The organism is Fodinicola feengrottensis (genome assembly GCF_010993775.1).
In the GTDB taxonomy this organism is placed as follows: domain Bacteria; phylum Actinomycetota; class Actinomycetes; order Mycobacteriales; family HKI-0501; genus Fodinicola; species Fodinicola feengrottensis.
The window spans coordinates 1-14178 of sequence record NZ_WOTO01000067.1; the positions used below are offsets into that span (position 1 = coordinate 1).

The window sequence follows — 14178 nt, forward strand, 5'->3', positions numbered from 1 at the left end:
TGACGCTGACCTGCCACTGGTGTCGACACCGTCCTGGGAACCCCGTGACGTCGCGTCCCGCTGATCAGCGTGGTCAACGACAACACCGAACACGCAGGTCAGGCCGCGTTCCGTACGAGGGCGTGGTCACTCGGGTCGGCCACCGACTGAGGCGCGCGACAAAGCCCGCTGGTCAGAGCGGCGTCGTGAAAGACCAGGCCGAGGGTGTGCCGAGACGCCAGGAACGGACGGTGCTCACGCCGTGTCGTACGGGCGCGGTTCGACCAGCCGCGGACGGACTGGACGGGGCGGTCGCGGTGGTGAAGACTTTGCAGCGCGTGTGCCCTGTTCCACAGGACGGTCGCGGTGCCCCGGGACTGGGCCCGCGGCCGCTGTTCGAGAGCAGCAGGAACTCGCCGCCGGTGTGGTCCAGGCCGGGCCGGTCCAGGCCGATCACCACCTGCAGCGGGAAAACCAGGTCACCGTAGAGATCGCGATGCAGCGCGTTCCAGTCGTTTTCGCGATAAACGCAACAGGATCGGCGTGGACCGAGGTTGGCCGGCGGCATGGCACATCGCCAGCCACTCGTCCAGGGTCGTCCGGCCAGGGCGCCGGCTTTGTGGAGCTTTTTCCGCCCAGTCGCGGGCAATCGGCAGTAAGTACGGGGTAGAAAGCGTGCCGCAGCTCGGAAACCAGGTCGGGCAGCGGTAGTCGAAAAATACCGGTACTGCCCGGAGCCGAAACGATATCGGGCCATGTCATGGGTCGACCGGAAATGGTCCGCGTGATCGTACATTCGGGAGATTTTGCCGGCACTGCTGGGAAGTGAGGATCCGGCCGACCGGCCCGCAACCGTACGAGTTCAGCTCGGTTTCGATTGCGGGCCAGTCCGCCGCGTGCACGCGTTCGACCATCACAGTCCCAGCTGGCGGCTGCAGCGCTCCCTCGAGGGTGAGCAGGAATTCCTTGCGTTCCAACCCAGCCGCATAGCCCGGTCAACGAGCCGTCTGCCCCGATCACTCGGTGGCACGGGCGTACGACCAGCAGCGGGTTCGCGCCGATCGCGGCCGCCACCGCGCGAACCCGCTCGCGGGGTGCGCCGACCTGTGCGGTCACCCAGCCGTAGGTCACGGTTTGGCCGTACGGAATGGTTTCCAGCGCTGCCCAGACCCGGCGCTGGAATTTCCGTGCCGGACTCGGCGCAGTCGAGTTCGAAGGCCTGCCGGTCGCCGGCGAAATACTCCGCGAGCTGCCGGGTCACCTTCTCGAAAGCCGCTGGGTCGTGTTCCAGTCAGGCTGAGCTGTTCTTTGCCAGCAAAAGAAACAGCGGTCAACCGCATGGCCGGTCGCGGACTGCTCGCCGACCAACAGCAGGTCGCCGGCCGGGCTGCTCGCCGTGGTGTAGACCGTCATCGGTCCGTCCTTTCCGTGATACTACTTTCTTGAACATCTCCTAGGTCACCGGTCGGGACGGCTGGCTTGGCTGGCGGAAATCCGACGTGGCGATAGACCCCTTGGTCACGAGGTGACAGCTGGTCGTTCGTCGGCTTCGGCGAGGCTGAACCACCGCCATGACCGCGCAGCACGCCCAGCGTCAAGGCGTCGCGCTGGCCCACAACATCGCCGCCGCTTTCGGCCGCGGCACCGCGAAGGCGTACAAAACACAGCGATCTGGGTTTCGTGGTGGACCTCGCCGGCCTTCAGGCGGTCGCCGATCCGCTGCACATCCCGCTCAGCGGTTTCCCGGCCAAGGTGGTGGCTCGCGGCTATCACCTGCTGGCACTGCCGGCGAACCGGCTGCGAGTGGCCACCAGTTGGCTCACCGACCTGCTCGCGCGCCGGCAACTGGTGCACTTCGGTGTCATCCCGGAGTCCGGCGTGAGCCTCGCCGAAGCCGACGAACGACCAACTGTCACCTCCTGACCAGGTCCTATCGCCACGTCCGATTTCCGCCAGCCAAGCCAGCCGTCCCGACCGAGAATAGGAGATGTTCAAGAAGTATCACGGAAAGGACGGACCGATGACGGTCTACACCACGGCGAGCAGCCCGGCCGGCGACCTGCTGTTTGGTCGGCGAGCAGTCCGCGACCGGCCTGCGGTTGACCGCTGTTTCTTTTGCTGGCAAGAACATTCAGCCTGACTGGGAACACGACCCAGCGGCTTTCGAGAAGGTGACCCGGCAGCTCGCGGAGTATTTCGCCGGCGACCGGCAGGCCTTCGAACTCGACTGCGCCGAGTCCGGCACGGAATTCCAGCGCCGGGTCTGGGCAGCGCTGGAAACCATTCCGTACGGCCAAACCGTGACCTACGGCTGGGTGACCGCACAGGTCGGCGCACCCCGCGAGCGGGTTCGCGCGCGGTGGCGGCCGCGATCGGCGCGAACCCGCTGCTGGTCGTACGCCCGTGCCACCGAGTGATCGGGGCAGACGGCTCGTTGACCGGCTATGCGGCTGGGTTGGAACGCAAGGAATTCCTGCTCACCCTCGAGGGAGCGCTGCAGCCGCAGCTGGGACTGTGATGGTCGACCGCGTGCACGCGGCGGACTGGCCCGCAATCGAAACCGAGCTGAACTCGTACGGTTGCGGGCCGGTCGGCCGGATCCTCACTTCCCAGCAGTGCCGGCAAATCTCCCGAATGTACGATCACGCGGACCATTTCCGGTCGACCATTGACATGGCCCGATATCGTTTCGGCTCCGGGCAGTACCGGTATTTCGACTACCCGCTGCCCGACCTGGTTTCCGAGCTGCGGCACGCTTTCTACCCGTACTTACTGCCGATTGCCCGCGACTGGGCGGAAAAGCTCCACAAGCCGGCGCCCTGGCCGGACGACCTGGACGAGTGGCTGGCGATGTGCCATGCCGCCGGCCAACCTCGGTCCACGCCGATCCTGTTGCGTTATCGCGAAAACGACTGGAACGCGCTGCATCGCGATCTCTACGGTGACCTGGTTTTCCCGCTGCAGGTGGTGATCGGCCTGGACCGGCCCGGCCTGGGACCACACCGGCGGCGAGTTCCTGCTGCTCGAACAGCGGCCGCGGGCCCAGTCCCGGGGCACCGCGACCGTCCTGGAACAGGGCCACGCGCTGGTCTTCACCACCCGCGACCGCCCCGTCCAGTCCGTCCGCGGCTGGTCGACCGCGCCCGTACGACACGGCGTGAGCACCGTCCGTTCCGGCGTCCGGCACACCCTCGGCCTGGTCTTTCACGACGCCGCCTGACCAGCGGGCTTTGTCGCGCGCCTCAGTCGGTGCCGACCCGAGTGACCACGCCTCGTACGAACGCGGCCTGACCTGCGTGTTCGGTGTTGTCGTTGACCACGCTGATCAGCCGGACCGCGAGCGTCACCGGCGGTTCCCAGGCGGTGTCGACCACCCGTGGCAGGTCAGCGTCAGTCAGGGTCTTGACGTACCGGATCGTCTGCTCGTGGACGGCATCGTAATAGCCGGTGAGCACGTCGCCGGACTTGACTCGTACGGCACCGACATCGTCACCACCATGCCCATAGCCGGTCGCCTCGGGCGCGAACGGCAACCCGAAACGCTCCATCCAGCCCTTCGCGGTCCATACCTGTTCGCCGCCGATGAGCTCGGCCAAGTGGTCGTCCTGCACTCGGCTGAGGTGCCAGACCAGCCAGCCGATCGAGTTCGCGTCCGGGTCCACTCGATACTGGAGCTCTTGCGGGTTAAGCCCGTCCACCGCGCGATGCACGGCGTCCCGTACTCGCTCGAAAGCGTCGACAAGAAGGTCTGCGCTGGTCACTTGCGGTCCTCTCGGTTTGTCAGCCCGGTTCTGCACAATCGGATTCCGATTGTGCAGAACCAGGGCGTCAGCCGCCGCATTCCGGAGCGGCCTGCGTCAGTCGAGTAGCGCTACGACCGTACCGGCGCCGACCGTATGACCACCCTCCCGGATCGCGAAGCCGAGCCGCTCGTCCATCGCCACCGGCTGGCCCAGCTCCACCACCACGTCGGCGGTGTCGCCCGGCATGACCACTCGTCCACCTCGATCGCGCCCGGCACATCGCCGGTGCGGAAGTGGAACTGCGGCTGGTAGTTGCTGAAGAACGGCTTGTTGCGACCCGCCCTCCTGCGCCGACAGTGCGTAAACCTGCGCACGGAACCGGCGATGCGGACGGACGCTGCCCGGCAGGCACACGACCTGACCGCGCTGCACCTCGTGCCGCTTCACCCCGCGCAGCAGCAGCGCCGCGTTGTCACCGGCCTGGACCTCCTCCAGCGACTTGCCGAAGGTCTCCATCCCGGCGCACACCGCCGTCAGCGTCGGCGCGAACCCGACCACGTCGACCGGCGAGCCGACCCGCAGCACGCCCCGCTCGACCGCACCGGTCACCACCGTGCCGCGACCGGTGATCGTCAGGACGTTCTCGATCGGCATCAGGAACGGCTCGTCGAGACGCCGCGGCGGCTCCGGTACGTGCTGGTCGACGGCCTCCAGCAGGTCGACAATGCTCCTGCTCCAGACCGGGTCGCCGGCCAGCGCACGCAGGGCCGAGACGCGTACGACCGGAACCGCGTCGCCGTCGAACCCGTACTGCGTGAGCAGCTCCCGGACCTCCAGCTCAACCAGGTCCAGCAGCTCCGGGTCCTGCGCCACATCGGCCTTGTTGATCGCGACCACCAGGTGCGGCACGCCGATCCGCCGCGCCAGCACCACGTGCTCCCGAGTCTGCGGCATGCTGCCCTCCTGCGCCGAAACCACCAGAATCGCGCCGTCCAGCTGCGCCGCCCCGGTGATCATGTTCTTCACGTAGTCGGCGTGGCCCGGCATGTCGACGTGCGCGTAGTGACGCGTCGCCGTCTCGTACTCGATGTGCGCGATGGTGATCGTGATCCCCCGCGCCACCTCCTCCGGCGCCCGGTCGATCCCGTCGAAAGCCACGAACTTGGTGGCTCCGCCGTCCTGCTCGGACAGCACCTTGGTGATGGCCGCGGTCAGCGTCGTCTTCCCGTGGTCGACGTGTCCCATCGTGCCGATGTTTGACGTGCGGTTTGGTCCGCACGTACTGCTCCTTGCTCATGATGTCCTCGAAATTGCCGTTTTTTTTGGCAGCCAAAGAAGACGCGTGCCCGAAGCCACTCGAGCCGCGCCAGAACCAGTCAGGCGTACGGAATTTCACTGCGAAAGCCTGGGAGCCAACCCTCCCCCGGTGGTCCTCCGATGCGGAGGAGGGTCAGCCTCGGGCGCCGTCGAACAACGCGTCCGGCAAGACCGACGCAGCGGCCACCGAGCCCGGCAGGCAGCAGCCTGCGGGCACACCGATGACGACCGTCGCGAACATGAGAGGAAGTTTGGCACCTGTACGTCGAAAACGCCAGCGCCTTTTGTGCTGCCCGTTGGGCGGTCAGCTCACCGGCACAACCGGCGCCGCCGGATCCGGCGTGTAGCCGAGGGTCTGCGCGAGTGGTCCGACCAGTCGCCAGGTGGCCGCGATCCGCTCCGGCTTCCAGTCCGCCCAGCGCAGGGTGGACCGGTCGTGAATGGCACCGGTGCCGCGGATCTTGTGGTCTTCCATCCCGAGGTGATGCGGCGCGCGGTGAACACCTGACTGAGCAGGTCCTCCGGCATATTTTCGCCAAGGAAGTCGAAAATCGACCCCACGGTCGAATCCGGCCGGCTGACCACGTCCTCATATCGTACGACGTGCGAGATTTCCGGATGCTCGTGCCGAAAAAGCTCGATCGACTCGTTGACCTCGGTCCAGTAGCGAGCCCAACTGTACGGCCCGGCACCGAAACTGCGGCTGATCCGGTCGGTTTCCGGGTCGGCGTCGACCCCGACCCGCTGGTCGAAAAACTCCACCAGCGAGGTCATCGTGTCGAACGGATGCCGCTCGACGAAAAGGAAAAGCACCTCACCGGCGAAGATCTCCCGAATGAAGGGCAGAATGCGATAGTAGTTGGGCGTCTTGTCGGCCCATCGCCTTTTTCCGCTGCGAGCCGCGTATTTTCCCATGATCGACTCGACCAGCTGGGCGAGCTCCGCCGAACCCTGCTCGCTGGTGACCCCCAGAGTAGCCAGCGCGAACCGCAGCTGCGGGTATCTGGAGAACTCGTAAAGCCCGCCCATCAGCTTCGTCTCCGGCGCACAGGCGATGGCCGGGTGGGTGTCGAGAATGAACCGCATCAACGTGGTGCCGGACCGGTGGCAGCCCACCACGAAAATCGGCCACTCGCTCCTGGGTCGACGTGCTGTTCCTGCCAGGTTTTCCGGGCTCATCGCGAACACACCCCTCTATGGATTCGGGCGGACAGCATCACCTTCGCGCGCCCAACGTAGCCGAGCCCGCCGCGCCTGCCCCAGCCGCCCGGCAGGGAGCTGGGTTCGGCCTTGTTTCGCCTGGCTTTCGTCGAGAGCAGGGTTTCGTCCCGCACTCGACGTCGAGAGTGGGGTTTTGTTCCGCACTCGACAGGGACGACACTTTCGCGCCGGAGCGGCCCGCCTTTCGCGGAGGTAACGGAACGGCGCGATTCCGTCACCTCCGCTCGGTGGTTAGCCGCGTTCGATGAGGTGGCCGACGACCTCGGGGCCGGGGTGCCAGGCACCGGAGCCGTCCCGGCGCGGGTTCGCCTCGGGGAGCTCGATCGGGTCGCCCTTGCTGCTCGCGCCGGCTGGCCGTGGGCCGATCCAGGCGACCACCAGGCCGTTCTCGCCCTTCAGGAAGCGGTGTGATCTTACGCCGCCGGTGGCCCGGCCTTTCGCTGGATATTCCGCGAAAGGCGTGACTTTCACACTGGTCCCGGTGGCTGTGATGACCATCGGTTCACCGTGCTCGGTGTCGTCCGTACGAATAGCCGCGAAAAACATTGCCCGCTGGCCAGCGGCGAGGTTGATGCCGGCCATGCCGCCGCCTTTGAGGCCCTGTGGACGTACGAGCGAAGCGGAGAAACGCAGGAGTGACGCGTCGGACGACACGAATGCCAGGGTTTCCTCGGCATCGGTCAGCCAGGTCGCGCCAACGACCTCGTCGCCCTCTTTCAGGCCGATAACCTCGAACTCGTCCGATCGCACCGGCCAGTCCGGCGCGCACACCTTGACCGCGCCAAACCGGGTGCCCAGCGCCAGTCCCGGCGAGCTGCCGTTGTCCTCGTTGAGCGGCGCGATGCCCACCACCGTCTCGTCTTTTTCCAGCGGCACAACCTCACGCACCGGCATGCCGCCACGCAACGACACCACGCCGGCTTGTTCCGGCAGCACCGGCAACGGCAGGACATCGGTCTTGAATGCCCGGCCGCGGTTCGTGACGATGAGAATTTGTCCGCGTGCGGTCGAATGTACGACGGCGGTGACGGCATCGTGCTTGGTCCGCCCGCTGCGACGGCGGGCCTCGGCGACCTCTTCGGACTCCGCCGCCGTACGAGCCAACAGCCCGGTCGCGGACAGCACCACCTGGCACGGATCGTCGGCCACTTCCAGCGGGCCAGCCGGTTTGGACGCGGCCAGCACCTCCTTGAGGTCACCGTCGATCAGCGAGGTCCGCCGCTCGGTCGGAAAGTCCTTGGCGACCTGCGCCAACTCGTTCGACACGAGCTTCTTGAGCACGGCCTCGTCGTCGAGAATCTTTGCCAGTTCGGCGATTTCCTCGCGCAACTTGGCGTGCTCGTTTTCCAGCTCCAGCTTGTCGTATTTGGTGAGCCTGCGCAGCGGTGTGTCCAGAATGTACGTGGCCTGCACCTCGGACAGCCTGAACTGTTTCATCAAACCGTCTTTGGCGGCCTGCGCGTTGTCGCTGGACCGGATCAACCGGATGACCTTGTCGATGTCGAGCAGTGCCTTCAGCAGGCCCTCGACCAGGTGCAGCCGCTCTTCCCGTTTGCGCTTGCGGTAAGCCGTCCGCCGGGTGACCACCTCGTAGCGGTGGTTGAGAAAAACTTCCAGCAGTGGCTTCAGGCCGAGCGTTTGCGGCTGACCGTCCACCAAAACCAGATTGTTGATGCCAAAAGACTGCTCCATCGGCGTCAGCCGGTAAAGGTCCGCCAGCAGTGCCTGCGGGTTGACACCAACCTTGCACTCAATCACCAACCGCGTGCCGTTTTCACGGTCTGTCAGGTCTTTTACGTCCGCGATGCCGACCAGCCGCTTGGATTTCGTGACCTCGTCGGTAATCCGCTCGATGATCTTTTCCGGGCCGACGCCATACGGCAGCTCGGTGATCGTGATCGCCTGCCGACCACGACTGCCTTCCAGTGGCCCGGTCTCGACTTTTGCCCGCATGCGTACCACACCGCGACCGGTCTCGTACGCCTTGCGCACCTCGTCGAGACCGAGCAGCATGCCACCGGTCGGCAAATCGGGGCCTGGCACGAATTCCATCAGCTTGTCGAGTGTCGCGGTCGGATGGGTGATCAGCCACCGCGCGGCCGCGATCACCTCACCCATGTTGTGCGGGATCATGTTGGTCGCCATCCCGACCGCGATCCCGGACGAGCCATTCACCAACAGGTTGGGAAAAGCCGCCGGCAACACGGTCGGCTGCATCAGCGAGCCGTCGTAGTTCGGATATTCGTCAACGGTGTCTTCGCCGAGCTCGCCCACCAACAGCATCGCTTCGGCCGACAGCCGCGCCTCGGTATACCGACTGGCGGCCGGGCCATCGTCGGGACTGCCGAAGTTCCCATGTCCGTCGATCAGCGGAACATTCAGCGAAAAGTCCTGCGCGAGCCGTACCAACGCGTCATAAATAGCCGTGTCGCCGTGTGGATGATACTTGCCCATGCAGTCGCCGACGACTCGGGAGGATTTCACGTACGCATGCGTCGGCCGGTAGCCGTTCTCGATCATGGAGAACAAAATCCGGCGATGGACTGGCTTCAGTCCATCACGTGCGTCAGGCAGCGCCCGCGAATGGATGACCGAATACGCGTACTCGAGATACGAGTCCTCCATCTCGGTCTTGACCGGGATTTCGTAGACGTTCGCGCCAGCCTGGTCGAACGCCGACGGATCGATCTTGGTTCCAGCGGCTTTTTACGGCGTGCCATCGCTCAGTGCTCCCCTTGACCTTTCGTACGCTCAGATGTCGATCGCTTCGCGGTCCACCCCGCGCCGAGGACTCGACCAGCCAGACCCGGCGTGGCTCGACTTTTTCGCCCATCAGCAGCTCAAGAGCGGCGTCGGCGGCCTCGACGTCCTCAAGGGTGATCCGCCGGACCGACCGGGTGGACGGGTTCATCGTGGTGTCCCACAGCTCCTCCGCGTCCATCTCACCGAGTCCTTTGAATCGCGGCACCGGCCGGACGATCTGTTTGCCGGCGTTTTCCAACTCGGCGACCTTCTGCTCCATTTCCCGCTGAGTGAAGGTAAAATGGGTTTCCGCGTTCCGGCCCTTGGTGACGACCTTGTGCAGCGGCGGCATCGCCGCAAACAGTCGGCCGTCCTCGATCACCGGCCGCATGTACTTCGCGAAAAGCGTGATCAGCAGCGTACGGATATGGGAGCCGTCCACATCCGCGTCGGCCATCAGAATGACCCGGCCGTAACGCATCGTGCTCAGGTCGAAGGTCCGCCCACTGCCGGAGCCGAGCACCTGCACAATCGAGGCTATTTCGCGTTTTTTTTTTTCAGCGTGTCGCCCAGACTTGCCTTCTGCACGTTCAATATCTTGCCCCGAAGCGGCAAAAGCGCCTGATATTCAGAAACTCTGGCCATTCTGGCCGAGCCCAACGCCGAGTCGCCCTCCACCAGGAACAGCTCGCTGCGGGAAATGCCGGTGGTCCGGCAGTCGACCAGCTTCGGTGGCATCGCGGCACCTTCGAGTGCCGTTTTTCCGCCGGGCCGCGTCCTTCTGTTGTTTCTGGACCAGCCTCACGCGGGAGGCGTCGACGACCTTCTGGAGGACGATTTTGGCTTCGGTCTTGGTTTTGCGGGCTTCGGTCCAGGCTTTGAGCTGGCCCTCGACGACACCCAAGATGACCTTGGTGATGCCGGTGGTGGACAGCTCGTCCTTGGTCTGCGAAGTGAACTGCGGCTCCGGGGGATCCGGACGTGGATGACGGCGGTCATGCCCTCCAGCACGTCGTCCAGGGGGTCGGCATGTCCTCTTTGGGCTTGAGCAGGCCACGCGTCTTGGAGATCGCTTCCTGGATCGCTTTCACACACGGCCCGGTCAAAACCTCGCCGATGGGTGCCGCCGTGCACGTTGCGGATCGTATTGGTGAAGCACTCGACCGTACGCTCGTAGCCGGTGCCCCAGCGCAGCGCGCGCGACCTCCACCTCGGCCTGACGCTCCACATTGGACCGCATGACCCCTTCGGCGTCGGCGGCATTCTCCTTGTATGTCCCGTCGCCGACGATCAGCAGCGTGCCGGAAACCGGCTTTTCGTCAGCGGGGGCCAGAAAGTCCACCATGTCGGACAGACCGCTCGGGTAGTGGAGGGTCTCCTCACCAATCGTGCCGTCGGTGGCGTGCTTCAACACATACGTGACGCCGGGCACCAAAAACGCGGTGTTCCGCAGTTTCGCCCTTACCGCGTCAACGTCGAGTGCGGCATTGGCCTCGAAGTAACGTGAGTCGTACCAGTAACGGATGGACGTGCCGGAAGACTCGCCGCGCTTCATCCGGCCCTGCACGTTCAGGCCGGACTTGGGGGGGTGAACTTCGCGTCCTTGCCAGGCCCGTCGAACACACCCGGCGCACCGTGCTTGAACGACATCTGGTGGACCTTGGCATCCTGGCGCACCGTCACGTCGAACCGGTGCGACAGCGCGTTGACCGCGGACGCGCCGACCCCGTGCAGACCACCGGAGGCCTTGTAAGCCGAGCCACCGAACTTGCCGCCCGCGTGTAGTCGAGTGAGCACCAGCTCGACGCCGGACAGACCGGACTTCGCGTGCACTCCGGTCGGAATGCCGCGACCGTCGTCGTCGACCTGGATGCTGCCGTCGGCGTGCAGCGTGACGACCACCTTGCTGGCGTGACCGCCCACACCCTCGTCCGTGGAGTTGTCCACCACCTCGGTGAGCAGATGGTTGATGCCCCGGCTGCTGTCGGTGGAGCCGATATACATCCCGGGTCGCTTGCGGACCGCTTCCAGACCTTCCAGATGGGTCAGGTCATCGGCCCCATAGAGGATCTCGGCGGTGGCAGTCACAGGGTCTTTCTCCCAGGTCATAAGGCAAGCACAGACAGGTGGTCTGGGCACCGGCACAGGGCGCGAGCCAACGGTCCACCGTAAGGGGAGACTAGTCGTGCGCCCCGACAACCCCGCGCATCTGGACCGTGTTTCCCCGCACTGTCGACGATACGACACAGCCAGCCGTCACCCACCGTGGCACCCATGACCAGCACGAACCCGTACGCACCAGGCCGGCGGCGGGTCCGGAACCGGCCCGCCGTACGACCAACGCCCCACCTGTTGTAAAGTTTCATCCCGCTGGCCCCTGTAGCTCAGGGGATAGAGCACCGCCCTCCGGAGGCGGGTGCGCAGGTTCGAATCCTGCCAGGGGCACGGCCAGCTAGGATAACTACCTGCCTGGCTCACTGACGGCATACTACCGTCTCGTGGGCCGGGTAGCAGACCAGATTGCTTGGTCACTGCGCCGAGACTCTCTTGCGGCCCGCTAAGCAGTTCCTTCCCAAGTTGGGTAGCGCCTTCCATCGTGTCTCCGGTGAGGGTCACTTCACACCTGATCCGTTTACGCTCATCCCGTGTGTCACACACGATACGTAGCCGTAGCGCTTCGAACAGTCGCCTGGCCACGGTGTCGTCGAGGGTGTCGAGGTCCGCGATCCCGACCGGAAGAGCGTCCAGAAGTGCACCATTGGGCTGATCGGCATCTTCCAGCTCGAGGTTCCGCAGCCGCGTCTCGAGCTCGTCGCGTTCTGCCGCTAGCTCAGCTCGCCGCTGCCGGACGTCTCGGATGAGGTCGCGGTCCTCGTCGTCATTGACGAACTCAAGTTGCCGGACAAGCCGCTTGGCACGGTCCTTGGTGTCCTGGATGCGCCGGCGCAGCGCGTTCATCTTCGAGGCGCGCTCGCGAGCCTCGGCTGCTTGAATGTTGCCTGCTCCCGCTCCCAGAAGGTCGCGGCGATAACGGCCGAAGACCCGGGTAGCGAGAAAATCGTTCAGCGCTTCAGTGATTTTCGCTTCAGGGATCCACAGGCTTGCTGGATGGTCGTCGCGCCGATATTCCTTCCGTGGAGCGCAGACGTAGTAGGCGAAGCCCCTGATTGTCTTGCCGTGATGGCGACGTCCGCAAAAGCCACAGAAGACGTAGCTGCGGTAACGGTAGACACGTTTTTTGTCTGCGGATGTTTGTTGGGAAGTGACGTTGGTCGTGATCCCTTTGACCTTGACGGAACTTCCTGGGCGCGGACGAAGGTCTCAAGGTCAATGAGTGGTTCATGTTTGTACTCTGGTGACCATACCCAATGCGACGGTGGATTCAGCCGGTTATGCCCGCTTTTCCTGGCGTGACGATTCCACACCATGTGGCCGGTGTGCTTCGGATTCGTGAGAACCTCTCGCACGCTGCTCCCGGTCCAGCGGCCTACCGCTCTGCTTGGGTCAACGGGAGTCGGTGGCGGGTTGGTGTCGAGGTCTTCGTTGAGCCGGTGCGCGATGGCTGAGTAGCTCAGCAGCTCGTTGACGCGCCATGCGAATATCTTCTTCACTACCAGCCCCTGCACCGGATGCGGCGCGAGGAGTGTCTTCTTGGCGCCTTTGTCTCTTTTCTTCGGAACTGGATGTGGAACCAGGCGGGCCATGAAGCCGTAGCATGGCTTTCCTATATTGAAGCCGTTCTCAGTATGGATCGCGTAGCCGTCCCAGGCTTTTTCGAGCATCTCGAGCACGTACCATTCAGAGACACCTTGCTTAACGCGGCGAGTCAGCACTACGGTCGCTTTCTTCGCCTTCCGGCCGGGCGTTGGCAATGAAATTGGCTCATCAGCAGCGAGGAGCGGGATGCCGCATTCCTCAAGCTGGTGCTCGATCCGTGTTCCGTAGTACGTGCGGCGGGCGACGCGGTCGATAGATTCGCATATGACAGCCTCGAATCGTCTATCCTCGCGTTCCGCCTCATCAAGGAGATCGTTGAGACCTCCATCTCGCGGAATAGGAATGTCGAACCGCTTGAGCGACTTCCCCTTGCCACGCTTCGCCAGTTCCATACGTCCCGACTCCACGTCGTAGAAGTGGGCGACGATGATGGCCCCATCCGGCAAGCCTCTTCGGCAATTGTCCAGCTGGCGCGGCAACGATAGCGTCGGATCCTGTTGTTCGTCTCCTGACGTACGCCCGAGAAACGCGACATACAACGGCCGCTCCGCGGCGGGTCGTTCTAATGAGTTTCGCTTGATCCACCCTTGGATCTGTTCCGGGCTACCCACGTAAGTACCTCCAAGATGGCGCGCGTCTGCACCTGCCGTAAATGCGATGCTTCGACGCCGTCCACGGTGTGGACGCAGAATTCCACCGTATAGCTTTCATCCTCGCGTGGTCCACGCCTACGGACTGTCTTACGCATGACGTGGCACCACCGCCCACCGAAGCCTCTCGCGTAACCGCAGTCGAGAAGTCTCGCTTGAAATCCGAGAAAACTCTCAGATCTAATTTTAAAGCGAATTCGGGACGAGACGAACGAGACGCGAGTCTGAGCCGGAGCGGAATAGCCGCGCGAGACACGGCAAAGAGCCTCGGCCCCGTTGGCCCACGCTTCGGCACCCAGCGAGAAACGGAAACACTAAGTCCGATGTCGGCCGAGACACGTCTTCCCTCCCTGCGAAGGCGCGGGGCTGAGGCTGGATCACGGATCTGAGCAAATGCGCCTAGAGCGTCCACGGTCTGGCCGGGAACGACGCCAACGGGCCCCTTCACACGCTTTCGGGACCTGTTCGAGGACTGCAGATGACCGGCACACCCGCCGAGCCGCCAGGTCGGGGGTTCATGCGGTACGACAACGCTCCGACATCGAGGCGGCACGGCTACCACAGCGCAGGTTGCACGGACAGAGACATCGGAGTCCTGCCACCCGAGCCCCGTCGTACCCCGTCGACGAGACCCATGGCGCTTGCCAGGTCTCGCCGAGCGCCATCGCCATTACCGGCCTCGAGAGAGCAGCGGACGCACTGCACATCGGGCGTATCCCGCCGCAGCCCCCGTTCTCGCGCAAGCGATCGACGCGCCGAGAGATCACTGGCGGCCTGTCTCGCATGACCAGGGAGGCTCTCGCCGATCT

General features: G+C 64.5%; 13 protein-coding genes, 1 tRNA gene and 8 pseudogenes. 5 read left to right on the top strand and 17 right to left on the bottom strand.

Annotation, left to right across the window (positions count from 1 at the left end):
- Nucleotides 1–98: 98 nt before the first annotated feature.
- The 5 genes and pseudogenes from GNX96_RS66205 to GNX96_RS40950 all read right to left on the bottom strand — a co-directional run bounded on the left by GNX96_RS66205 (nt 99) and on the right by GNX96_RS40950 (nt 1392).
- On the bottom strand, nt 99–335 hold the full coding sequence (locus GNX96_RS66205) for a 2OG-Fe(II) oxygenase (RefSeq protein ID WP_163573033.1): 237 nt from the start codon (nt 333–335) through the stop codon (nt 99–101).
- A pseudogene (locus tag GNX96_RS59070) lies at nt 281–547 on the bottom strand (2OG-Fe(II) oxygenase); the annotation flags it as partial. The gene GNX96_RS66205 and the pseudogene GNX96_RS59070, both read right to left, overlap by 55 nt.
- On the bottom strand, nt 459–728 hold the full coding sequence (locus GNX96_RS66210) for a 2OG-Fe(II) oxygenase (protein WP_163573034.1): 270 nt from the start codon (nt 726–728) through the stop codon (nt 459–461). The gene GNX96_RS66210 and the pseudogene GNX96_RS59070, both read right to left, overlap by 89 nt.
- A gap of 298 nt (nt 729–1026) precedes the next feature.
- Nucleotides 1027–1110, bottom strand: a pseudogene (locus tag GNX96_RS66215) (hypothetical protein); the annotation flags it as partial.
- Between the two features lie 126 nt (nt 1111–1236).
- Nucleotides 1237–1392: a hypothetical protein gene (locus GNX96_RS40950; RefSeq protein WP_163572991.1), complete on the bottom strand. Its 156-nt coding sequence runs from the start codon at nt 1390–1392 to the stop codon at nt 1237–1239.
- A 267-nt stretch (nt 1393–1659) separates the two neighbouring features.
- Here GNX96_RS40950 and GNX96_RS59080 point away from each other — a divergent pair, with 267 nt between their 5' ends.
- The 4 genes and pseudogenes from GNX96_RS59080 (at nt 1660) to GNX96_RS40965 (ending at nt 3199) form a co-directional block, all read left to right on the top strand.
- The gene (locus GNX96_RS59080; RefSeq protein ID WP_279582836.1) at nt 1660–1902 is read left to right on the top strand and encodes a hypothetical protein; all 243 of its coding nucleotides are present in this window, start codon (nt 1660–1662) and stop codon (nt 1900–1902) included.
- Between the two features lie 143 nt (nt 1903–2045).
- Entirely contained in the window at nt 2046–2396 is a 351-nt protein-coding gene (locus GNX96_RS61805; RefSeq protein WP_313885916.1) for a methylated-DNA--[protein]-cysteine S-methyltransferase, read from the top strand.
- Nucleotides 2339–2497, top strand: a complete 159-nt coding sequence (locus GNX96_RS61810; protein ID WP_313885917.1) for a methylated-DNA--[protein]-cysteine S-methyltransferase — start codon at nt 2339–2341, stop codon at nt 2495–2497. Before GNX96_RS61805 ends, GNX96_RS61810 begins: the two co-directional genes overlap by 58 nt.
- A pseudogene (locus GNX96_RS40965) lies at nt 2497–3199 on the top strand (2OG-Fe(II) oxygenase). The gene GNX96_RS61810 and the pseudogene GNX96_RS40965 overlap by 1 nt, the downstream one beginning before the upstream one ends.
- A gap of 22 nt (nt 3200–3221) precedes the next feature.
- Here the strand turns inward: GNX96_RS40965 and GNX96_RS40970 are convergent.
- The 10 genes and pseudogenes from GNX96_RS40970 to GNX96_RS59100 form a co-directional block, all read right to left on the bottom strand.
- Nucleotides 3222–3740, bottom strand: a complete 519-nt coding sequence (locus GNX96_RS40970) for a mycothiol transferase (protein ID WP_163572992.1) — start codon at nt 3738–3740, stop codon at nt 3222–3224.
- A 96-nt stretch (nt 3741–3836) separates the two neighbouring features.
- Nucleotides 3837–4967: an elongation factor Tu gene (locus GNX96_RS40975; RefSeq protein ID WP_279582837.1), complete on the bottom strand. Its 1131-nt coding sequence runs from the start codon at nt 4965–4967 to the stop codon at nt 3837–3839.
- A gap of 381 nt (nt 4968–5348) precedes the next feature.
- Nucleotides 5349–6218: a sulfotransferase family protein gene (locus GNX96_RS40980; protein ID WP_279582838.1), complete on the bottom strand. Its 870-nt coding sequence runs from the start codon at nt 6216–6218 to the stop codon at nt 5349–5351.
- A gap of 273 nt (nt 6219–6491) precedes the next feature.
- Complete coding sequence (locus GNX96_RS40985; RefSeq protein ID WP_279582839.1) at nt 6492–8885, bottom strand: DNA gyrase/topoisomerase IV subunit A; 2394 nt, start codon at nt 8883–8885, stop codon at nt 6492–6494.
- On the bottom strand, nt 8827–9531 hold the full coding sequence (locus GNX96_RS59085; RefSeq protein ID WP_279582840.1) for a toprim domain-containing protein: 705 nt from the start codon (nt 9529–9531) through the stop codon (nt 8827–8829). The genes GNX96_RS40985 and GNX96_RS59085 overlap by 59 nt, the downstream gene beginning before the upstream one ends.
- A gap of 8 nt (nt 9532–9539) precedes the next feature.
- Entirely contained in the window at nt 9540–9740 is a 201-nt protein-coding gene (locus GNX96_RS59090) for a toprim domain-containing protein (RefSeq protein WP_279582841.1), read from the bottom strand.
- 49 nt (nt 9741–9789) lie between these two features.
- Nucleotides 9790–10059 (bottom strand): annotated as a pseudogene (locus GNX96_RS66220) (hypothetical protein); the annotation flags it as partial.
- Nucleotides 10029–10145 (bottom strand): annotated as a pseudogene (locus tag GNX96_RS66225) (hypothetical protein); the annotation flags it as partial. The pseudogenes GNX96_RS66220 and GNX96_RS66225, both read right to left, overlap by 31 nt.
- The gene (locus GNX96_RS59095) at nt 10105–10557 is read right to left on the bottom strand and encodes a hypothetical protein (protein ID WP_279582842.1); all 453 of its coding nucleotides are present in this window, start codon (nt 10555–10557) and stop codon (nt 10105–10107) included. The gene GNX96_RS59095 and the pseudogene GNX96_RS66225, both read right to left, overlap by 41 nt.
- A gap of 133 nt (nt 10558–10690) precedes the next feature.
- Nucleotides 10691–11111: pseudogene (locus tag GNX96_RS59100) on the bottom strand (ATP-binding protein); the annotation flags it as partial.
- A gap of 264 nt (nt 11112–11375) precedes the next feature.
- Between GNX96_RS59100 and GNX96_RS40995 the strand changes: the two are divergent.
- Nucleotides 11376–11447: transfer RNA gene (locus GNX96_RS40995), tRNA-Arg, on the top strand.
- 675 nt (nt 11448–12122) lie between these two features.
- Here the strand turns inward: GNX96_RS40995 and GNX96_RS66230 are convergent.
- Together GNX96_RS66230 and GNX96_RS41000 are read right to left on the bottom strand one after the other, a co-directional pair.
- Nucleotides 12123–12281, bottom strand: a pseudogene (locus GNX96_RS66230) (hypothetical protein); the annotation flags it as partial.
- Nucleotides 12282–12310: 29 nt separating this feature from the next.
- Nucleotides 12311–13111, bottom strand: a pseudogene (locus GNX96_RS41000) (recombinase family protein); the annotation flags it as partial.
- Nucleotides 13112–14178: the final 1067 nt, after the last annotated feature.